Source organism: Rhodococcus erythropolis R138, from assembly GCF_000696675.2.
Taxonomy (GTDB): Bacteria; Actinomycetota; Actinomycetes; order Mycobacteriales; family Mycobacteriaceae; genus Rhodococcus_F; species Rhodococcus_F erythropolis.
In genome coordinates, this window is sequence record NZ_CP007255.1 from 947,531 (window position 1) to 968,084 (window position 20,554).

Annotated in this window: 22 protein-coding genes; 11 read left to right on the plus strand and 11 right to left on the minus strand. The window is 62.4% G+C overall.

Features of this window, described 5'->3' with window-relative positions:
* Nucleotides 1-6 precede the first annotated feature (6 nt).
* From H351_RS04295 to H351_RS04305, 3 genes are all read right to left on the minus strand, one after another.
* Nucleotides 7-444, minus strand: coding sequence for an SRPBCC family protein (locus tag H351_RS04295; protein WP_029256664.1), 438 nt, complete (start codon nucleotides 442-444; stop codon nucleotides 7-9).
* A gap of 96 nt (nucleotides 445-540) precedes the next feature.
* Nucleotides 541-1,230, minus strand: coding sequence for a hypothetical protein (locus H351_RS04300; protein WP_029256663.1), 690 nt, complete (start codon nucleotides 1,228-1,230; stop codon nucleotides 541-543).
* On the minus strand, nucleotides 1,227-2,147 hold the full coding sequence (locus H351_RS04305; RefSeq protein ID WP_029256662.1) for a LysR family transcriptional regulator: 921 nt from the start codon (nucleotides 2,145-2,147) through the stop codon (nucleotides 1,227-1,229). Before H351_RS04305 ends, H351_RS04300 begins: the two co-directional genes overlap by 4 nt.
* Before the next feature lie 95 nt (nucleotides 2,148-2,242).
* Here H351_RS04305 and H351_RS04310 point away from each other — a divergent pair, with 95 nt between their 5' ends.
* Genes H351_RS04310 through H351_RS04320 form a run of 3 tightly spaced genes read left to right on the plus strand, consistent with a single transcriptional unit; the run spans nucleotide 2,243 to nucleotide 5,220 of the window.
* Complete coding sequence (locus H351_RS04310) at nucleotides 2,243-3,445, plus strand: YbfB/YjiJ family MFS transporter (RefSeq protein ID WP_029256661.1); 1,203 nt, start codon at nucleotides 2,243-2,245, stop codon at nucleotides 3,443-3,445.
* Nucleotides 3,446-3,490: 45 nt separating this feature from the next.
* Nucleotides 3,491-4,519, plus strand: coding sequence for an NAD(P)H-dependent flavin oxidoreductase (locus H351_RS04315; RefSeq protein WP_029256660.1), 1,029 nt, complete (start codon nucleotides 3,491-3,493; stop codon nucleotides 4,517-4,519).
* Entirely contained in the window at nucleotides 4,516-5,220 is a 705-nt protein-coding gene (locus H351_RS04320; RefSeq protein ID WP_021333260.1) for a hypothetical protein, read from the plus strand. The genes H351_RS04315 and H351_RS04320 overlap by 4 nt, the downstream gene beginning before the upstream one ends.
* 18 nt (nucleotides 5,221-5,238) lie before the next feature.
* Here H351_RS04320 and H351_RS04325 read toward each other — a convergent pair whose 3' ends face one another.
* The 3 genes from H351_RS04325 to H351_RS04335 all read right to left on the minus strand — a co-directional run bounded on the left by H351_RS04325 (nucleotide 5,239) and on the right by H351_RS04335 (nucleotide 8,865).
* Nucleotides 5,239-5,574: a hypothetical protein gene (locus H351_RS04325; RefSeq protein ID WP_244891435.1), complete on the minus strand. Its 336-nt coding sequence runs from the start codon at nucleotides 5,572-5,574 to the stop codon at nucleotides 5,239-5,241.
* A 35-nt stretch (nucleotides 5,575-5,609) separates the two neighbouring features.
* Nucleotides 5,610-7,445 (minus strand): acyl-CoA dehydrogenase, encoded by a 1,836-nt coding sequence (locus tag H351_RS04330; protein ID WP_020909669.1) that lies wholly within the window; start codon nucleotides 7,443-7,445, stop codon nucleotides 5,610-5,612.
* Nucleotides 7,446-7,842: 397 nt separating this feature from the next.
* Nucleotides 7,843-8,865, minus strand: coding sequence for a zinc-dependent alcohol dehydrogenase family protein (locus H351_RS04335; protein WP_029256658.1), 1,023 nt, complete (start codon nucleotides 8,863-8,865; stop codon nucleotides 7,843-7,845).
* A 134-nt stretch (nucleotides 8,866-8,999) separates the two neighbouring features.
* Between H351_RS04335 and H351_RS04340 the strand changes: the two genes are divergently transcribed.
* Nucleotides 9,000-9,896 carry a helix-turn-helix transcriptional regulator gene (locus H351_RS04340; protein ID WP_029256657.1) on the plus strand — a complete coding sequence of 299 codons (897 nt, stop codon included), beginning with the start codon at nucleotides 9,000-9,002 and terminating at the stop codon, nucleotides 9,894-9,896.
* 27 nt (nucleotides 9,897-9,923) lie between these two features.
* Here the strand turns inward: H351_RS04340 and H351_RS04345 are convergent, their stop codons facing one another.
* Complete coding sequence (locus H351_RS04345; RefSeq protein WP_037120637.1) at nucleotides 9,924-11,132, minus strand: MFS transporter; 1,209 nt, start codon at nucleotides 11,130-11,132, stop codon at nucleotides 9,924-9,926.
* A gap of 178 nt (nucleotides 11,133-11,310) precedes the next feature.
* Between H351_RS04345 and H351_RS04350 the strand changes: the two genes are divergently transcribed.
* A complete protein-coding gene (locus H351_RS04350; RefSeq protein ID WP_029256655.1) occupies nucleotides 11,311-12,396 on the plus strand; it encodes a PQQ-dependent sugar dehydrogenase in 1,086 nt (361 codons plus the stop codon).
* 109 nt (nucleotides 12,397-12,505) lie between these two features.
* Nucleotides 12,506-12,910, plus strand: coding sequence for a DUF4259 domain-containing protein (locus H351_RS04355; RefSeq protein WP_029256654.1), 405 nt, complete (start codon nucleotides 12,506-12,508; stop codon nucleotides 12,908-12,910).
* Nucleotides 12,911-12,935: 25 nt separating this feature from the next.
* On the opposite strand, the gene H351_RS04360 is transcribed toward H351_RS04355, so the two are convergent.
* A complete protein-coding gene (locus H351_RS04360) occupies nucleotides 12,936-13,619 on the minus strand; it encodes an SDR family oxidoreductase (RefSeq protein WP_029256653.1) in 684 nt (227 codons plus the stop codon).
* A gap of 77 nt (nucleotides 13,620-13,696) precedes the next feature.
* Between H351_RS04360 and H351_RS04365 the strand changes: the two genes are divergently transcribed.
* From H351_RS04365 to H351_RS04375, 3 genes are all read left to right on the plus strand, one after another.
* Complete coding sequence (locus H351_RS04365; RefSeq protein ID WP_218959798.1) at nucleotides 13,697-14,278, plus strand: TetR/AcrR family transcriptional regulator; 582 nt, start codon at nucleotides 13,697-13,699, stop codon at nucleotides 14,276-14,278.
* Nucleotides 14,279-14,406: 128 nt separating this feature from the next.
* Nucleotides 14,407-15,288 (plus strand): MBL fold metallo-hydrolase, encoded by an 882-nt coding sequence (locus tag H351_RS04370; RefSeq protein WP_029256651.1) that lies wholly within the window; start codon nucleotides 14,407-14,409, stop codon nucleotides 15,286-15,288.
* Nucleotides 15,289-15,340: 52 nt separating this feature from the next.
* On the plus strand, nucleotides 15,341-16,045 hold the full coding sequence (locus tag H351_RS04375; protein WP_029256650.1) for an SDR family NAD(P)-dependent oxidoreductase: 705 nt from the start codon (nucleotides 15,341-15,343) through the stop codon (nucleotides 16,043-16,045).
* 49 nt (nucleotides 16,046-16,094) lie between these two features.
* Here the strand turns inward: H351_RS04375 and H351_RS04380 are convergent, their stop codons facing one another.
* Together H351_RS04380 and H351_RS04385 are read right to left on the minus strand one after the other, a co-directional pair.
* Complete coding sequence (locus tag H351_RS04380) at nucleotides 16,095-16,472, minus strand: hypothetical protein (protein WP_020971303.1); 378 nt, start codon at nucleotides 16,470-16,472, stop codon at nucleotides 16,095-16,097.
* Between the two features lie 25 nt (nucleotides 16,473-16,497).
* Nucleotides 16,498-17,868: an APC family permease gene (locus H351_RS04385; protein WP_420876483.1), complete on the minus strand. Its 1,371-nt coding sequence runs from the start codon at nucleotides 17,866-17,868 to the stop codon at nucleotides 16,498-16,500.
* Between the two features lie 155 nt (nucleotides 17,869-18,023).
* On the opposite strand from H351_RS04385, the gene H351_RS04390 reads away from it, so the two are divergent.
* The gene (locus H351_RS04390) at nucleotides 18,024-18,695 is read left to right on the plus strand and encodes a DNA alkylation repair protein (RefSeq protein ID WP_020909659.1); all 672 of its coding nucleotides are present in this window, start codon (nucleotides 18,024-18,026) and stop codon (nucleotides 18,693-18,695) included.
* 5 nt (nucleotides 18,696-18,700) lie between these two features.
* Here the strand turns inward: H351_RS04390 and H351_RS04395 are convergent, their stop codons facing one another.
* On the minus strand, nucleotides 18,701-19,645 hold the full coding sequence (locus tag H351_RS04395) for a GlxA family transcriptional regulator (RefSeq protein ID WP_019745972.1): 945 nt from the start codon (nucleotides 19,643-19,645) through the stop codon (nucleotides 18,701-18,703).
* Between the two features lie 205 nt (nucleotides 19,646-19,850).
* Here H351_RS04395 and H351_RS04400 point away from each other — a divergent pair, with 205 nt between their 5' ends.
* Entirely contained in the window at nucleotides 19,851-20,525 is a 675-nt protein-coding gene (locus H351_RS04400) for a DJ-1/PfpI family protein (protein WP_029256648.1), read from the plus strand.
* The last annotated feature ends 29 nt before the right edge of the window (nucleotides 20,526-20,554 follow it).

Below are 20,554 nucleotides of genomic sequence, written 5' to 3' on the forward strand. Positions count from 1 at the left end.
GACTTGTCAGAGCGCTTCGAGGGCTTCCGTCATCTTCTTCACCGTCTCTGGTGCCACTTTGGCTTCGAATCCCGCCTTCAGGAGAGGCGACGCAATCTTGGCGGCACCGTTGAACTCGACGTTCGCGTGATATTCGATCTCGGTCGAGTTCGGACCCACCGAAGTCAAGGTGATGTCGTCGGTACTGGTGGCAGTCTTGTTCTTTCCTTCGAGAACAACGTGATTCAGCTCGTCGGTCACCAGCGTGTACGTCAGTTCCGTGGTGACGCCGAACAGCTTGGACACGTTGTGCCACTGGGTTCCGACGCCGACAGGACCGTCGGAGATCTGTGTGCAGCTCTCGGTGCCCGGATCCCACGTCGGCGCATTGGCGAAGTCGCGGAGAAACGCCGCAGCCTTTTCGATCGGTGCCTCGGCGGTGAATTTGCGGGTGACGTCAACCATGCGGTGGGCCTTTCGGTTCATTTTTCGGCGGTAGTGCCGCGGTGAGAGTTCGTTCCGACGCCCGGGCTACCCATACTCGACAAACGGTAACCACCTTCAGAAGACTGCGCGGTCCAGTGGACGCGGAAGCGGATCGAGTGCGCCGGTCTCGCGCAGGCGCTCGTACGCCCGAACGACCCCATCGACGGCCCCGATCTGTAGCAACACGCCGCCGCCCGGTAACGCGGCAACGCTTGCTGCCAGGTCATCCGGGATCGCGTCAGCGCGAGCGGACGAGAGGTAGCCGACTCGGCCGATCACGGGATCACCGACGCGATAGTCGGACTCGTCTTCGAGAGCGTCGAGGATGTTGTCGTCGGTGACGTCTCCGAAGTCCGGTTCCCACACCGCGGCGAGCATCCGAAGTAGTTCTGTCTCAGGAACTTCGGCGGCGTCCGGCGCGCTGACGGCAATAATCATCGACTGAAGGACGATTTCAGGTTCGCCGCCCGCCAACCCGGAGAGTTCGAGCCCCCATTCGGACCCTCCACTGGATGCGAGCCTCAATCCGATTCCCAGACGATCCGACCAGTCTTCGGCGGCCTGCGCGTTCTCGAGGACCTGCGCCAACTGGTCGACGGTCACGGCAGTAGCAGGTCCAGCGGAATGGATCTGTTGCCACGACCCGCCGACCACCTCGGGCAACAGGGATTCGACTTGCTCCAACGTCCGACGCCACCGGGAGGCCACGGCCTGCACCGATTCCGGCCGTCGTCCCCAGAAAACTCGAATAGCGCGTCGTGTCATCGAGTCCTCCGGTAAGGATCGTCCATGGGTAGCCATATCCCGTCTTCGTGGATTTCGAGATCAGTGACGCCGCGGGTGAGAGCGTCGACGGCCGCGAGAACTGCAGGGCGCGTTTCGTTCTCGCGGCACAGGAGAGACCACGTCCAGATCGCCGCGGGGTCGATCACCGGACGTGCAGTGAGATCGCTTGGCAACGTGATGGTCTGCCCTTTGGGCGAGTTGACGACCGGACGGCCGACGGCACGGACGTGATCGAAGAATGCCGGACCGGTGATACCACCGTCGTTGATGCGCAGGATCTGTGCGCCGGTATCGCGAGCGAATTCTTCGGCGTAGACGTTCCACGAATACCAGGAGGTGGTGTCGTCGTCGACGAGTACGACGACGTCGCGTGCCCGCACCGGTGTGGTGTCCTCTCCGGTGGAGACCGCGTACAGCCGATCCGCACCGAGCAGTTTTGCGCTCAGAGCATGTTGGGCGACATCGGTTTTCCGCACCCAGGCGATCGCCAGGTCGAGGCTGCCGTCCGCTACCCGCGCGGCCTGCGCGTGCGAAGGCACCACCCAGGCGTCGACGTGCAGTTGCGCGACCCCTGAAGTGCGCGCGATCAGATCCGTAGGGAGCCAATTGACGTAGCCGATCCGGACGGGCTCCGCTCCGGACAGACGCTCCGCGCGGCGTCGCAGATTCTCGGCACTCTCGAGTAGCGCACGGACATCAGGGAGCAAGGCCGCGCCGGCTGGCGTCAGAGCGACGGAACGGCGGTCGCGGACGAACAGCTTGACGCCGAGGTCGCGCTCGAGTGCCATGATCTGCTGCGACAATGACGGCCCGGCTATCAGTAGCCGCGCCGCGGCTCGGCCGAAGTGCAGTTCCTCGGCGACGACCTCGAAATATCTCAGCTGACGCAGCTCCACGATCCTTCATGCTACGTGCGGTGGGAGGTTGTGCCTATCAGTCAGGAGCAAAGCGGTCGTGGCGGTCCGGCGCGGCCGGGGCACACGATAAGACCATGACCACAATCCACAACGGCGTCTCCCCGCGAGCGCACGCTGTCCAAGCTGCCGCTGCGCTGGCGGCGAGCATGGGAATCGGTCGATTCGTCTACACACCGATCCTGCCGTTGATGCACACGCAGGCCGGTCTGTCCGCCTCGCTCGGCGCCACCCTGGCGACGGCCAACTACGTCGGGTACCTGATCGGCGCGCTCGCGGGAATCCTCATTCCCGGCGTGGTGCGCTCGGCAGCGGTGATGCGTACGTCGTTGGTGGTCCTCATCGCGACTTTGGCGCTCATGCCCACTACCCACGACGGATCCATCTGGTTCGCCCTGCGGCTCGTCGCAGGCATTGCCAGTGCCCTCGTATTCATGATCGCCGTCAGCGCTTTGCACGCGCACCTTCGGGGGCAGTCCCAATTCTTGGCCGGATGGGGATTCGGTGGAGTTGGGTTGGGTATCGCCCTGTCCGGGGTCCTCGTGTTCGTCGTCCGCTTCATCGGTACCTGGAGTACAGCCTGGCTGGCATCTGCGGCCCTTGCGGTGGTGTGTGCGGTCGCAGCCTGGGGATTGACGCCGGAACCGCGTCCGATCATCACACCGGACGCGCCGGGAACTCCCAGTTCCCAACGCGGGTTCACTGCCTTGTTCATCAGTTATTTCCTGGAAGGCATCGGCTACATCATCGCGGGCACGTTCCTTGTTGCCGCAATCGATCTCGCCGCTCCAGAATGGGTCGGCAGCGGCGCTTGGATAGTGGTCGGTCTGGCCGCATTTCCCTCGTGCGCCCTGTGGGCTTGGCTCAGCCTGCGTTGGTCGAGGCCGACTCTGCTTCTCGTTGCCCTGTTGATTCAGGCGGTGGGCATAGCGCTTCCTGCTGTGATCGGAGGCGTCGGCCCCGCACTGATTTCAGCTTTCCTGTTCGGTGTCACCTTCCTTGGTATCGGGTCAATTGTGTTGGCAATCGGCGCGCACCTGCAGTTCCCACGCGCAGTGGCGTTGCTGACCGCTGGATACAGCGTCGGTCAGATTCTCGGCCCACTCGTTGTCACTCCGTTGCTGCGAGACGGGTATCGCGACGCTCTGCTGTTGGGTGCGGCCGTCGTCCTGGGCGCGGCAGTGGCCGCCGCGGTTTTGCGGTTCCGATTCCCTTCCGATCTCGATGCGGACCCTCGGACGGCCACCTCGACTGAGGAGGTAGTTTTTGATGTCAGATGACGAAACCGCCGGAGCACTACCCGACGTAGGACTGGAGATGTTCGAATGAGCGCACTCACAACCGATCTCGACCTGAAGGTCCCTGTCATCGCAGCCCCCATGGCCGGCGGCGCTTCCACACCGGCACTTGTTGCTGCTGCCTCTCGCGCAGGCGGTCTCGGCTTCCTCGCCGCCGGGTACAAGACGCCTCAGGCTCTGTCCGACCAGATCGACGCCGTGCGCGCCGAGGGAGTGTCGTTCGGTGTCAACGTCTTTGCGCCCAACCCGGTGCCTGTCGACGTCGATGCCTACCGTGCCTATACCAGGGCGATCCAGGTCGAGGCGGATCGCTACGGCATCACACTGGCTGACGGTGAGCCGGTCGAAGACGACGACTACTTCGAGGACAAGATCGATCTGCTCCTGGCCAGCCCGGTTCCGGTGGTCAGCTTCACCTTCGGCTTTCCCACACCCGGCGTCATCAAGGCGCTGCGCGCTGCCGGTTCACTTGTCGTCCTCACTGTGACTTCGAAGGCAGAGGCGCTCCTTGCCGTCGACGCCGGTGCCGATCTGCTTGTTGTGCAATCGTCGGCTGCCGGCGGCCACTCCGGAACGCTCACTCCCCTGCAGGTTCCGGCAGAAACACCGATCACCGAACTGATCGCACAAATCCGTCATCGCACCTCTGTTCCGCTATTGGCGGCCGGTGGACTGGCGACCTCCGCCGACGTCGCTGCAGCCTTACGTGCCGGAGCGGACGCGGCAGTCGTCGGTACCGTACTGCTGCGCACCGAGGAGAGTGGTGCCTCGGCTCCGCACAAGGCAGCTCTGGCCGACACGTCACGCGGGAACACGGTCGTCACAAGAGCTTTCACGGGACGTCCTGCACGGGCACTTCGGAACGAGTTCATCGATCGCTACGACGCACAAGCGCCCATCGGGTACCCGGCCATACATCACCTGACCAATCCGATGCGCAAAGCCGCTGTTGCGCAGGCAGATCCCGAGCGAATGCACCTGTGGGCCGGCACTGGCTATCGCCATGCGACGGAGGAACCAGCCGGGGTAGTGATTTCGCGATTGGCTAACCTGTGACGGCGCGGACACCGGAAGCCGGATTGCCGGAAGTAGTGACATACGACGGGTTGCCCGGGTCCGCCGGTGGTGCACACTCGCTTCGAGTCAAGCGTCCCGATGTTGCATTTCAGCGGCTGCAGACATTCCTGGAATCCTGCACCGAACCAGTGTCTTTGCCGTCGTGGACGTTCGAGATCTACCAGAGTGGGCCATCCGAGCCGACCGCGCAGTTGTCATCGTTCGCTACCGAGCTCTTCGGTGGGCCCCGCTACAAAGCGCAAACCCATACCGAATGGAACGTCCCACCTGGTTCTGTCAACGAAGCGCTCGATGCCCTCGTTGGTTGCGATGCGGTCACAACCCACGGACGTTCTGTGGCGGCGCTGACCTGCAGCGCGCCCGTACGCCTGATCGACCCCAACACCCGCGCGCCGTACCCCGACATCACCCCCGACACGTTCGGCCGTTTTGCCGTAGATGGATACGGCCGGATTCTCGGCGAGTCAGGCATACGCGCAACCCTCGGCAACGCGACATCCTCACTGTCCCTTTGGCTCAACCTGCCTGCAGACGAACGGTTGTCGTCCGGTGCTCGTCACCTACAAGACCATCTCCCGTTCCGGTTGTCCGCGAAACACTGGCGTCTCTGGCGGCCGAACCGGAGCGGAGACTCGTATCGTTCCAACAAGATTCCGTCGCCGGTTCACGACCACGTTTGAATCACGCAGCAAGCATTTTCATCTCGGGCAGAGTTCGCCGATCTCGGAGACAATGCGATCAGCGTTGCGAACCACCCATACCGCGCGTCCGCCACGCAATGTCGGCATCAAGAGTCGGTCCTTCTCGATGGGCCAGTGCACAAAGGGAAATCCGCCGGCCAGCTCGTCCTGGACTTCGCCGGCGATCAGGGCCGTCAACTCCTGTACAGGCTGTTCGATGTGCGGCCCGACGACCCTGACGCCGATCAGGGGACTGGTTCCTGCACTCTTGCCCTTTGGCCGTGGTCCAGCGTCGAGCGCGAGGTGGCACTGACCGTCATCGAGCAACGAGACCGTCCACACGCAGTTCTGCATGTACGTATCAGGGCTGCTTTCACTATGGCACGTTGTCAGAATGCGTCTTCCTCGAGTTCCATGATCTCGTTGTCGAGGGAACCCAGGATTTCTTTCGTCGACGCCAGGATAGGCAGGATGTTCTTGGCGAAGTACGACGCGATGACCACCTTGCCCCGATAGAACGACCGGTCCTTTGCCGACGCGTCACGGTCCAAGGCTGCCAACGCGACTTCCGCTTGCACCAACAGGCGCCATCCGATGAGCAGGTCGCCTACCGCGTACAGAAAGCGCACCGAGCCGAGGCCTATCTTGTACAACTCGGAGGGTTGGTCCTGGGAAGCCATCAGATAGCCGGTGAGCGTCCCGGCCATCTCCTGCACGTCGGTCAAGGCGGTCTCGAGTAGGACTCGCTCGGCCTTGAGTCGACCGTTCCCGGCCTCACTGTCGATGAACTCTCGTATGCGACCGGCTACGTGAGCGAGTGCAACGCCGCGGTCGCGTGCGATCTTTCGAAAGAAGAAGTCCTGCGCCTGGATCGCCGTGGTGCCCTCGTACAGGGTGTCGATCTTGGCATCGCGGATGTACTGCTCGATGGGGTAGTCCTGAAGATAACCGGAGCCGCCCAGGGTCTGCAGGCTCTCGGTGAGCAGTTCGTAGGCCTTCTCGGAGCCGACGCCCTTGACGATCGGCAGCAACAGATCGTTGACCCGCGCCGCCAATTCGGCATCCGCACCCGAAACCAACTCGGCGACATCGGCATTCTGGTGTGCAGCGGTGTAGAGGTAGACCGCTCGGAGGCCTTCGGCGTAGGCCTTCTGCATCGCCAGGCTGCGTCGGACGTCGGGGTGGTGCGTAATGGCCACACGGGGCGCGGTCTTGTTTGTCAGCTCGGTGAGGTCTGCGCCTTGAATTCGTTCTTTTGCGTACTCGAGGGCGTTGAGATAGCCGGTGGACAGTGTTCCGGTAGCCTTGGTGCCCACCATCATTCGAGCATTCTCGATGACCTGGAACATCTGGGCGATACCGTTGTGGACATCACCCACGAGCCAGCCGACGGCAGGAACGTCCGTCGCTCCGAAGGTGAGCTCGCAAGTTGGGGAAGACTTGAGGCCCATCTTGTGCTCGACGCCGGTGACGTACACACCGTTGCGCTCTCCCAGTTCAAGTGTGTCCGAGTTGAAATGGGACTTCGGAACGTAGAACAGGCTCAAACCTTTGGTTCCTGGACCGGCTCCCTCGGGCCGGGCAAGGACCAAGTGGAAGAGGTTCTCGGCCGTGTCTCCGACGTCACCGCCGGAGATGAATCGCTTGACGCCCTCGATGTGCCAGGTGCCGTCGTCCTGCGCGATTGCCTTTGTTCGGCCTGCGCCTACATCGGATCCGGCGTCTGGTTCGGTGAGCACCATCGTTCCGGCCCATCCGCGTTCGAATCCTTCTTTGGCCCAGTGTTTTTGCTGTTCGTTTCCGATGGTGTAGAGCACGCTCGCCATCAGTGGACCCATGTTGAAAAAGCTTGCGGATCCGTTTGCCGCGACCAACATTTCGCCGATCGCCCAGACCAACGGTGCCGGAGCAGGAACACCACCCATGTCTTCTGGTAGGCCGAGTCGCGACCAACCGGCCTCGTTCACAGCCTCGACCGTCTTGCGTAGAGGTTCCGGGACCACAACTGCGTGATTGGGTGCGTCGAATTCGACAGGGTTCCGATCCGCGTCGGCGAAGGACGCGGCGACCGGGCCTTCTGCCAGTCTCGCTACTTCCGCAAGAATGTTGCGCACAGTGTCGGTGTCGAGGTCCCCGTATGCGCCGGCATCCAACAGTTCGCCGATCCCGAGCACCTCGAACAGATTGAACTCGATATCACGCACGTTGCTTTTGTAGTGACCCATTGTTCTCCGACCTTGGTTCGTCAGCAATACGATTCGTCAGCAGATACGGCTCGTCAGCAGTACACAAGAAAGCCTGCCCCACAAGGAATTCAGTACGCAACCGTAGGTAGAGACGGGTTTCGTTGCTGCAAAGTAGCGCCGAGTCGATCTCATTGAAACATTCACTCGTACAATCGGTTTCCGCTGGTGGGGGTGCATATCAGTTGTGTAGCATCCTTTTGAATCAAAGCAGCTGCGCACCAATCGAAGTGCCCATCCTCACCTTCGGTGTCAAACGCATTCGCTGTGATCAGTGAACATGCTGCTCGGTAAACCAAGAGCGCCTCTCGTTGGTAGCCGAGACGTTCCTCGATCGGCGTGTAGAGCCCAGTTCTGTCTCGTGAGCCTTTGGTATCGGTCAGAGGGTGAGTAGCACTTTGGTGGCACGCCGCTCGTCCATCGCCTGATAGCCGGCGGCGGCGTCCTCCAACGGGAGAGTGAGGTCGAAGACGATGCCTGGGTCGATCTGGTCGGTCATGATGAGCTCGATCAGTTCGGGTAGGAATCGCCTGACCGGCGCGGGACCGCCGAGCAGGCTCACCGTCGCGAAGAACAGGTTCATGCCGTCGAGCTCGACGCCGTGGGATACCCCGACGTAGCCGACATGTCCGCCGGGGCGGGTAGCTCCGATAGCCTGCATCATCGATTCTTGGGTGCCTACGGCTTCGACGGTCGAGTGGGCGCCGTAGCCGCCGGTGAGTTCCTTGATTTTCGCGATGCCCGCGTCGCCCCGCTCTTCGACGATGTCGGTGGCGCCGAATTGCGTGGCGAGTGCCTGCCGGTCGGCGTGACGTGACATGGCGATGATCCGCTCGGCGCCGAGTTGTCTGGCAGCGAGGATCGCCAGGAGTCCGACTGCGCCGTCGCCGACGACGGCGACTGTTTTGCCAGGTCCGGCTTCCGCAGCTACGGCGGCGAACCAACCGGTGCCGAGCACGTCGGAGGCTGCAAGGAGGCTGCGAGCCTGCCGCTCGGTCGGCTCTCCGCGGACAGGGACGAGGGTGCCGTCCGCGAGCGGGATGCGAGCGTATTCGGATTGGGTGCCGACCGAGCCCATCATGACCTGGTGGATACAGCGAGACTGAAAGCCGGCCTCGCAGATTTCGCAGGTGTTGTCCGACGCGACGAACGAGCCCACGACGAAGTCCCCAACTTCGATGTCTTTGACCTCGGGGCCGACCTGTTCGACGACGCCCACGTATTCGTGTCCCATCGGCGTCGGGCCATTCAGCTCTTCGATGCCGCGATAAGGCCAGAGGTCGGAACCGCAGACGCAGGTGGCTGTAACGCGAATGATCGCGTCGGTCGGTTCGACGATCACCGGCGCATCGATCTCTTCGACCCGGACATCGCCGGGGGCATGCATGACGACAGCGCGCATGACGTGGCTCCTCACCATCGGTTTCTTCGTGTCACTTCAACCTGATCACGATTCGGCGGCGTGCGGGAGTCCCGCGCGATAGTGGTACTGCGAGGGACTCCCTCGCTACCGGTCACTGACTTACGCTCGATGGCATGGACGATCGAGCGCAAGTACGCGAATTCCTGACCTCGCGGCGCGCCCGAGTCACGCCCGAACAAGTTGGACTGCCGGCCGGATCGAACCGCCGCGTGGACGGTCTACGTCGAAGTGAAGTGGCAACCCTTGCCGGAGTGAGCGTCGAGTACTACACCAGGCTCGAGCGCGGAGCGATCAGCGGCGCATCGCCGGGAGTACTCGACAGTATCGCGAAGGCACTACGACTCGACGACGCCGAGCGCGCCCACCTATTTGATCTCGCGCACGCGGCAAGCCCGGTAGCCAGGCCCCCGCGTCGGCGAAATGCGAAGGGCTGGAAGCCCCATCAGAGCCTGCAGTGGGCGCTCGATGCAGTCACTGCAGGACCCGCTTTTGTGCGGAACGGTCGCATGGATCTTCTTGCGGTCAACCCACTCGCGCGTGCGTTCTACAAGGACCTCTACGACATGCCGGGGCAGCCCCCGAACATCGCGCGCTTCACGTTCCTCGACGAAAGGGCTTTCGAGTTTTATCCGGACTGGAACGCGTTTGCCGAGGTGACCGTCTCGATTCTGCGAACCGAGGCTGGGCGAGATCCTCACAACAAGGAATTGCACGATCTGATCGGTGAACTCAGCACTCGGAGTGAGGAATTCCGGCGTCGGTGGGGCGCGCACGACGTCCGCCATCACGGCACCGGATTCAAGACTTTTCACCACTCCGCCGTGGGGGAGCTGACGCTTGCCTTCGAAGGTTTGGAGATGGCAGCCGAGCCGGGGTTGACGCTCACGATCTACACCGCAGAGCCGGGATCGCCGTCCGCGGAACGGATGCAGTTACTCGCCTCGTTGGCAGCCAGTGAGAATGCGGACTCTGCGCCTCACGTGTCGGAGCGGTCGCTGACGGACGGCTGACGAACTGCGCGACGGTTGATCGGGTCGTCAGTTGACGACTTCGGCGGCGGTGCGCTTCGTGCGTTCCTTGCGCAACAGGATCATCAGCGGCAGAAAGTAGAGAGCGGCAACGCCGGTGCCTACCAACACCGGCCCAGCGGCACCGAGACTCGAGGCGAACGCGAACCCGGCGATCCAGGAGCCGACCGCCGTGCCCAGATTGAACGACGAGGTGCTGAGAGCAGAAGCCATCGTCGGTGCCTGATCGGCATAACGCACAGCCATCCCGATCAGGATGGGATTGGTCGACATGCCGAATAGTCCCAGCATGACTACGAGAATCACCGTCACGATCACGTTGTGCGAGAAGAGGCAGAGCGCCCCGAGTACGAGAAACGTCATCGCTGCCGAGACGAACAAGACCCCGTACTGATGCTTCGCACCGAGTCGACCGCCGAGATTGGAGCCGACGAACGCACCGAGTCCGTAGCCGACAAGCACTAGCGGCACTGCCGACGCAGCAAGTCCCGTGTTCTCGGTCAACAGCGGAGAGATGAAGCTGTACGCCGCCAGCGACGACCCGCACACGACGGCGCAACCGGACAGAACGAGCCAGATGCGTTCGTCCCGTAGGCTCGCGATCTCCGCTCGCCAGGACGGCACCGCACCGGAGTCGGTGTCGGCGGGTACCAATCGGTGGACGACGGCCGCGGCGACGAGCGCGAGGGCGGCGAGGGCCCAGAAAGGACCACGCCACCCGATGCTCTGACCGGCCAGAGCGCCGAGCGGAACACCGATGACGTTCGCGAGCATGCCTCCGCCCAAGACGATGCCGAGCGCGCGCGAGGAAGACGCCGGGCCGGCCGCTTTTGCTCCGACCACTGCGGCGACTGCCCAGAATGCGCCCGTCGCCACGGCTGTGAGGAAGCGGGCGCCGAGAATGAGTCCGAAGTTGGACGAGAGCGCGACGATGACGTGTCCGATCGCGAAAACAACCAGCGCCGAGCTCAAGGTCACGCGTCGGGGAACCCTGAGTGTCAAGATCGCCATCGCCGGCGTGCCGACGATCATTCCGATCGCGAAGACGGTGATCATCAGGCCGACGTTCGCGATCGACGTACCGAGGTCACCCGCGATTTCGGGAAGAATGCCGGCGACGACGAATTCGGTTGTGCCCATCAAGAAAACTCCGACGGCCAGCACGTAGATCACGAGCGGCAGGCGGCCGGTTTCTTCGACGGTCGGGGCGGAAATCATGAGGTGGTCAGTTCTCTTTCTGTTGACGACGCGCATGTCGTGGCGCACCCGTCCAGGGCATCACGCCCGTCGCCTGCGAGGGAGTCCCGGTCGTTGGGGGTACTCGAAGGGACTCCCGGTGTGGCCGATTGCGCGCTACCGTCGGCGCAAAGACTGCCTGAACCCGGGAGACGCGCCCATGACACGACGACAGATCCGAGGACTGGGCGCCGCCGTGCTCGTCTCGGCCTTCCTGACGGCTTGCGGTAGCGAGGATCCTGAAGGGCCCCGTCAGCAGGCAAGCACGACAACACGATCGGCGCCCGCCGCGGCCTTCGGTGAACCCGAGACCGTCGCCGACGGCTTGGACGCGCCCTGGTCGATCGCATTCCACGGCGACACACCACTTGTCAGTGAGCGCGACAGCGCGCGAATCCTCGAACTCGACGCCGGCGGAAACAGCCGCGAGGTGGGAGTCGTCGACGGCGTCAGCCCCAGAGGTGAGGGCGGTTTACTAGGGATCGCAGTACGTGAAAACCGCCTGTACGCGTACTTCACCGCGAACGGGGAGAACCGGATCGAACGCTTCGACATCATCGGTGCTCCGGGGGAATTCGCGCTCGGGCCGGCCGAGACGATTCTCGACGGGCTCGCTTCGGCCAACTACCACAACGGTGGTCGCATCGCGTTCGGCCCGGACGGGATTCTGTACGTGACCGTCGGTGATGCCGGTAGTCGAGACAGGGCTCAGGACCTCGACTCGATGTCCGGGAAAATCCTTCGAATGACTCCGGATGGCGATGTGCCGCTGGATAATCCATTTCCGAACTCGTTTGTCTACAGCTACGGCCACCGCAACTCCCAGGGCATTGCCTGGGCAGGGGACGGCACGATGTACGCCAGCGAGTTCGGGCAGGACACCTGGGACGAGCTCAACAAGATCGAAGCAGGCGGAAACTACGGGTGGCCCGAGGTCGAAGGGATTGCGGGTGAAGACGGATTCATCGACCCGCTCCAACAATGGTCACCTGACGATGCCAGCCCCAGCGGAATCGCCATCCACGACGGCACGATCTACATCGCCAATCTTCGTGGTGAGCGACTCCGCACGGTGCCCTTGACCGATCCCGCGACCGCCGACGAGCAATTTGTCGACGAATACGGGCGCCTCCGTGATGTTGTAGTCGCACCGGACGGGGCGCTCTGGATGCTGACGAACAACACCGACGGACGCGGCGACCCCAACCCCGGTGATGACCGCATCATTCGGGTGCCGTTGCGCTGACGTCGATTTCCGGCGAACGCAGTACTTCCAGCCCGAGGAACCTCGCTGAAGCCGGTGATTCACTAATATCGTTACGACAGATGACGCGGGTACGGATCGGAGAGACAGCATGGGAACTTGGGGTTCAGGACCTTTCGACAACGACGTAGCGGGCGACCTGCTCAGCGCGGTACAGGCGGGTGACTACGATATCGACGATTACGCACGCCACCCCGACGACGGCTACCTCGATGCCGATGATGCTCAAACAGCTATTGCCGTCGCCGAGATCCTTGCGGTTGCGCACGGGGTTGCACCGGCGCCTGTGCAGCTGGCCGAGATTGATGCCGCCGGGTACGCCGGAAGCTTGAGTCCGGAGCAGAAGGCATGGGTTCTCACCGCACTCGAGCGTGCCGTCGCAGACAGCGACACGTCGGAGTTGTACGAGTTGTGGGAAGAAAACGGTCCGGAAGACCTCGCGGCTTGGCGGGCACCGATCCTGGGCAGATTGGCGAGTCTCAAAACGGTGGGATGAGTGTCACTCGTCAACAGCCCCTTGGTTACTCTGAGTTCGACGACGACAGACTCCCCTTGACGTATCGGGTGGTGTCGTCGGCGAGGATCTCAGCCAGCCCACGTTCGATGCCGTCCAGGGCCTGCGCGGCGACATCGGCCGGATCGATCTTCTGTTCGGCCGGTACGCCCGCAGCCATGTCGGTGTCCATGTATGCAACGTGCAGTGCCGAGACGGCGATTCCCCGCGGCGCCAGTTCTTCTCGAACGGCGTCGCTCATCGCCCACGCCGCAGCCTTCGATGACGCGTAAGACCCGAGCGCAGCCGGATGGAACCAGGACAGCACCGAAAGAACGTTGAGTACTGTTCCGCCTCCGTTGTTTTCGACGACCGGAGCAAACGCCCGGGTCACGGCAAGCGGGCCGTAGAAATTGACGTCCATCTCGCGGCGAACGTCATCGATGTCGCCCCCGATCAAGGGTGCCGAGGTAGAGATTCCGGCGTTGTTGACCACCAAGGTCACATCCGATGCGATTTGCGCTGCGGCGGTGATCGATTCGGCGTCCGTCACGTCCAACCTCAGGGGGATGACGCCGGGCAGATCGACAGTTTCCGGATTGCGGGCAGCCGCGTACACCTTCGCGCCGCGCTCGACGAGCCCTGCCGCCAGATGGCGGCCGAGTCCGCGATTGGCTCCGGTGACGACCGCAACCGTCTTGTTCAGGTCCATGATTCTCCCAGGGTTGTGACTGTCGGTGACATTTAGATTATGAATCAAATCTAAGTGTGGGCTAGGATAGATGTCAAGTGAAATCCAAACTGGAAGGCGTTGTGATGGGCCGCGTATCGCAGCAACAAGCGGAAGAGAACCGTCGGCGCGTCGTGGAAACCGCAGCTCGTCTGTTCCGAGAGAAGGGCACTCACCTCAGCGTCGCCGACTTGATGAAGGCGTCGGGGCTGACCCACGGTGGTTTCTACAAGCAGTTCGCGTCCAAGGACGCGCTCATCGACGAAGCGACCACCCATGCCTTCGCTGAACTGGCGCAGCTGCACGCAGCAGGTCTCGAAAGGCACGCTGGGCAGCGTGACGAGGCTCGACAAGCCCTGATCGACAACTACCTCTCCGTGGAGCATCGCGACAATCCGGCAGACGGATGTCCCGCTGCTGCACTCGCCGCCGACATGGCACGCGAGCCGGCAGACAGTGAGGCCCGTCGGGTGTATGTCGAGGGGGTCGGTGATTTTGCCAAGGCGCTCGCGGATAAGGAGCATGACGGGCTCGTGCGTCTCTCGACCATGATCGGCGCTCTGGTCCTCTCGCGAGCCACCAAGGGATCGTCCCTCTCCGAGGAAGTCCTTGTCGCTGCTCGTGAAGAGCTCACCGGGTAGTCCAGGACGATCCGCGTACGGCCCGCTGACCCGGCCATGCATACTGACTGAGGTCTCTGTCAGCGATACCTTCGATTGCTTCGAGATCTACAACTTCACTACCCGATGGCCGCAGGGAGAAGCGAGAGATGTTCACACCCAGGGAATTTGGCAAAGTCTCGGTGCTGGTACCAGAGAACGGTGGGACCGTCCCCTTCGGAAACACCGTGGTCGTGCACGGATCCGAACGCACGCTGGTGATCGACCCGTCCCTCTCCCTCGACCGAGATCCCGTGGGCGCAGACCTCGTCTTCATCAGTCACGGCCACGAGGACCACGTTGCCGGTCTCCGGCATTTTCAAGCACCGACGTACGCGCACAACCTCGACGCACCGTCGGTCGCCTCCCTTGACACGATGCTCACAAATTACGGCCTCCGCCCCGAGGAGCGAGCTGAGGTCGAACATTCAATAGCAGCGCAGTACGGCATTCCCCCGACGCACGATGACGTTTCCGGGATCGCCGACGGCCACGTCTTCGACCTCGGAGACCGCACGGCGACGGTCATTCACCTACCTGGTCACACTCCCGGACATTGTGGCCTCCTCATCGAGCCCGACGGCTTCTTCTATGTCGCCGACATCGATCTCACCTCCTTCGGCCCGATGTACGGCGACCTGGGCAGTAGCGTCGACGACTTCCTCGCCTCCATCGACCGCGCCGCGGGCATCGACGCTCGGTGGTACGGCACCTTCCATCAAAAGGGCGTCGTCGAAGGCAGCGACGAGTTCCGTCGCCGGCTGACCGCCTACCGCGACAAATTGCTCAGCCGCGAAGAAAGACTCGTCCAATTTCTCGGTGAACCAAGGCAGTTGGAAGACATCGTCGCGCATCGCCTCGTCTACCGTCCACACGTCACCGCGCCGTACGTCGATGCAGTCGAACGACGAACTGCGCAGCTGCACCTTCAGCGGCTCGTGGCGGCCGGTGCCGTTGTCACGCTCGAGGGCAACGTATTTCGGCGTACATGAATGTGTCGTGTCATCCATTGGATGTGAACAGAGCGGGCAGAAGGGTGCAATTGTGGCGAGGGTAGTTGTTGTCGGCGCGAGCCGGGGACTTGGTCGTGCATTGATCGAGGGCTTGAGGAGCGATGGTCACGACGTTGTCGGTATTTCTCGTCGGCGCCCTGACGGGTTCGACGTCTCCGAGTGGATCGAAGCAGATCTGACCGACCCTGTTGCGGCAGCGAACTCGATCGACCAGGAGCTTGTCGGAGGTGTAGACACCCTGATTTGCAACGTCGGAATCTGGGAAGGGGACGCCTTCACTTCCGATTATGTGTTCACAGATCAATCCGACGTCGAAATGCTGGAAATGATCAACGCCAACATCACCGGCACGATCCTTTTGTCGAAGCGCCTGATCCCACGGATGATCGGGCGTCCTCGGCCTCGGATTTTCTTGACCGGTTCTACCTCGGGGCTCCCGCGAAGCGGTAGGCCGGAAGTTGCGTTCGGCGCATCGAAGTCCGCGATCAACGGTATTGCCGACGCCTTGAGAGAGGGCTACCGGAAGGACCGACTCGCAGTGACGGTCCTTCACCTCGGATATCTCAACACGGAAGATCGACTCGATGTGCCCCGAGACATCGCTGCTGCCCGCGGAGATGGGTCTCTGGTTCCCGTGCACGACGTCGTGGATACCGTGCGCTCCATCTCGAATCTGTCGTCTTCGTCATCGGTTCGAGAAGTGGTCCTTACTGCCATCGACGACACACGATTCTGAACGACAGCTACCGCTTCGGTCTGTGAATCCGATTGCCGAACAGATGTATTCAGAGAATATTGCCCTCGATGAAGATGAAGGCTCCCGCCAGGTACACCAGGGTGAGCCCCGTCAGGAGCCACGCCATGTACGGCCGGATGTAGAGGCGCCGCAGACGGTGCAATCGCAGGGAGGCTCGCAAGAACGCGCCTACGGAGCCGAGTAGCAGCATGAGGCTCGGGACGAAGACGGCCAGTCGGCGATCTTTCTGTGAGCACAGCAAGGTGTCGGTACCGAAGCATTCGCCCCGCCGGGAGCCCAACCAGACGATCGCGACAACCAGTGCCGCGGTAGCCAGAACGACGGACAGGCCGTACGTCAGGGTTCGCCTGTTGATCTTTCGCTCTCGACGCTGAATTACATCTGGTGTGTCAGAACTGTCGGTCATCACACCCCCTTTCGAACATCGCACCTTACTTCGTGGATCGACGACGGGAGAGGGCGTACAGCACTACTCCGACCGCCAAGAGTAATGATGCGCGCAACCACGTTGCGGCGCTCTGCTGGGTGAGCAACGCAACGCACGTACCGAGGGCGAGGATCGGAAAGATGATCGGTGTCCGGAAATGGCTGTGTTGCACTGCGTCACGACGCAGAACCAGGACCGCGATGTTGGTGCTGATGAATACGAAAAGCAGCAGGAGTACCACCGTCTCTGCCAGGGCTGACAACGATCCGGTGACGCAGAGAGCCATGGCAACGGCTGTGGTTGCGATGATCGCCACCCAGGGGGTCCGGCGCCGCGGCAGCACGCGCGCGAATGCGCTGGGGAGCAACCCTTCCGACGCCATTCCGTAAGTCAGCCTGCTTGCCATGATCATTGTCAGCAGTGCGCCGTTGGCGACGGCTACCAGAGCGATCAGGCTGAACAGGCGAGGCGGAACACCGACGTCGGCGGCTGACACCACTGCCAGTAAGGGGCCGGAGGACGCGGCGAGCTCGTCGGCGGGCAGCACCACCGAGACAGCCAGGCCGACAAGGACATAGGCGGCGCCCGCCGTCAACAGGGCTCCGAACAGTGCGCGTGGGTAGACCTTGCTCACGTTCTTCACTTCTTCGGCGACGTTCGCCGACGTTTCGAAGCCGACGAACGAGTAGTACGCGAGGAGCGCCGCTGCCAACACGGCGAGTGCAGGCGATCGACTGTCGTCGAACTCCACGACACGGCTCAAGGTTCCGTCGCCGTGCCCGAGAACTACGCAGGCGAGGACGACAACCATGACGAGGCCGGTGACCTCCACGACTGTCATGACGACATTTGCGCGCATCGACTCCTTGATGCCTCTGGTATTGAGAAGCCCCACCAGGAGGAGGAAGACGAGCGCGGCTGGAACGGTCGGGACGTCGATGAAGGCTTTGAGATAGTCACCCGAGAATGCGAGGGCTAGTCCTGCTGCACTCGTGACACCGGCCGCCAGCATCGAGAAGCCGACGAGGAATGAGATCAGAGGTTTCCGATACGCCCGTTGGGCGAATACTGCTGCACCGCCCGCCCGCGGATATTTGGTGACCAGTTCGGCATACGACGTTGCTGTCAGCAATGCCATGACGAGCGCTACGAGCAGTGGTACCCAGACGGCTCCACCAACTTCACCGGCGATGACGCCCACCAATGCGTAGATACCGGCGCCCAGGACGTCTCCGAGGATGAACACGAAAAGGAGTGGGCCGGTTATAGCCCGAGTGAGAACGTTCTTACTGCCGCCTTCATCTCCGCCTGCGGTTTCGTCCACGTTCTCGGCACCCGCGGCGCGTCGCATATGCAAGGTTCGTCCTGTCTTCATGGTGACGTGCCGCCACCTCAGGAGCAGACATGTACCCATTGGTCGAAGTTTCAAACACGGGTCGGACGTGGATGCGTCGGCGCGTGCCGTCCCGTGCTTTCCTTGTAGGTGACTTGCCAGTAGGTGAATCGCAGAAGTAGTGACTGGAGGACGACGTGGCTGAATCGACGGTTGCCGAGGTGATGGACGAGTTGGCTGCGCTCGAGGATCCGAAGGTGCGCGCAGTGAACGAGAAGCACGGTGACGATCACGGTGTGAACCTGACAAAACTGCGGGCAGTCGCGAAGCGACTGAAGACTCAGCAAGAACTTGCACAACAACTTTGGGCGACGGGCGATACCGCAGCGAGGCTGCTTGCCCTCTTGATCTGTCGTCCGAAGGCGTTCGAGCGTGACGAGTTGGACGTCATGTTGCGTGAGGCTCGTACTCCCAAGGTGCATGACTGGCTCGTCAACTACGTGGTGAAGAAGAACCCGCACGCGGAGGATTTGCGGGTGGCCTGGACCGCCGACTCCGATCCCGTGGTTGCGAGCGCCGGTTGGGCCCTGACTACCGAGCGCGTAGCGAAGAAGCCCGAGGGCCTGGATCTTTCAGGATTGCTCGACGTCATCGAGGCAGAGATGAAGGATGCCCCTGATCGCCTGCAATGGGCGATGAACCACTGCTTGGCCCAGATCGGGATCGAACATGCCGAGTACCGGGCCCGCGCAATCGGCATTGGTGAGCGTCTGCGAGTGCTCGAGGACTACCCGACTCCCCCGAACTGCACCTCGCCGTTTGCGCCGATCTGGATCTCGGAGATGGTGCGTCGACAGAGCGAGAAGTAGGTCAGCTAGCGCGACGTTCGAAACTGCGTCCGGTATCGCTGTGGACTGGTGCCGACCAAGTCTCGGAAGCGTTCGCGGAACGTGGTGACGGCATTGAATCCGACTTGTCCCGCAACACGTTCGATGGAGTGGTCGGTGGTCTCGAGCAGAAATTGCGCTTGACGGAGCCGCGCGTGATGGAGCCACTGCAACGGCGTCGTACCGATTTGTTCCTGGAAGCGGCGGTTGAGCGTGCGGGTGCTCATCGTTGCCTTGGCTGCGATTGTCGTGATGTCGAGTTGCTCCCCGAGGTTCTCTTCCATCCAGTTCAGTAGCGGCCGAAGGGTTGTCCCGCTGGGTACGGGAGGTTCGTGGACGATGAATTGTGCTTGCCCACCGGCACGTTCGAGCGGCATCACGCTCAGCCGCGCCGTGTCGGCGGCGACCGCGGACCCGTAGTCCTGACGGACCATGTACAGACACAGGTCGAGTGCGGCCGCGGCGCCGGCGGAAGTCAGGACGTGCCCGTTGTCTACGTAGAGAACGGCGGCATCGACGTCGATGGCCGGGTGCCGGCGGGCCAACTCCGACGCAGCCGCCCAGTGCGTCGTCGCGCGAAGTCCGTCGAGCAAGCCTGTGTCGGCGAGTGTGAATGCACCGACGCACAGTGAGGCGATGCGCGTGCCGCGATCCGCGGCAGTTCTGAGGGCGTCGATGATCTCGGGGTCGATCGGCACGTCGAGATCGGCGGTGCCCGGGATGATGATCGTGCTTGCCTGGGCGAGGCGTGAGAGTCCGTGCGGTACTCGCATCGTGAACGTTCCGGTCTCCACCTCCTCGGTGAGCGCGCACACGGAGGTCCGGTACGCCGGTGCACCTGAGGGGAGCCTGCATCGTCCGAAGACTTCGAGGGGTGCCGCCAGGTCCATCGGCACCACCCCGGGCAACGCGAGAACTGCAACGTCATGCATGTCTGAAACGTAGCGTATGTGGCGCGAGATTCGGTGATCTCGTGTCTTGAAATATCCTCTCAACTGGTATTTCACGGAATGTGTGAGGTTGGCTGAAAGCCGTCGAAGGTTGGCTTTCAGCCGTCGCCATAGAGGTCAACTTCCTCCTACTGTCGTGGGAACAGCGACGTGCACAGGAGCGCGTCGCACAAAATCGGAGGTTGCAGTGCACGCGCAGATCGTGTTGTTCGACGGATTCGATCCCATGGATGTCGTGGGCCCGTACGAGGTGCTTTACGCCGGGGGTCTCGCCAGCGGTGGGGCGTTGAGCGTCGAACTCGTCAGCGCGGAGGGGCCTCGGACCGTCGTGAGCGGGAGTGGTGAACTCGCTATGACCGCCACTGCAACCCTCGATGTCGAACACGCGGATCTGATCATCGTTCCCGGAGCATCGGGTCTCTTCGAACCCAATGCGGACCAGCCGGGTTCCAGCTTGCCGGAAAGGCTCGCGGCCACAACGGAAACCGAACTGCCTGTCATGATGCGCCGTGCACTTGACGATCCTGGTGTTCTCGTTGCGACCGTCTGTGGAGGATCATTGGCGCTGGCGATGGCGGGGCTTCTCGAAGGGCGCCGCGCCGTGACGCACCATCTTGCCGTCGACGCACTGGCGGCCGGCGGTGTAATTCCGATCCAGGCGCGAATCGTCGACGACGGTGACCTGATCACCGCCGGTGGTGTGACATCCGGTCTCGACCTGGGCCTGTATCTGCTGGAACGATGCCTCGGGCCCCGGATAAGTCTCGAGGTCGAAGCGCTCTTCGACTACGAGCGTCGAGGAACGGTGTGGTCGGCCAAGGGCGCCGAGCCTGTAGTCACCTTCGCCCCGGACGCCGCGTGAATACGCTTGTGCGTACCGAAACGCGAGAA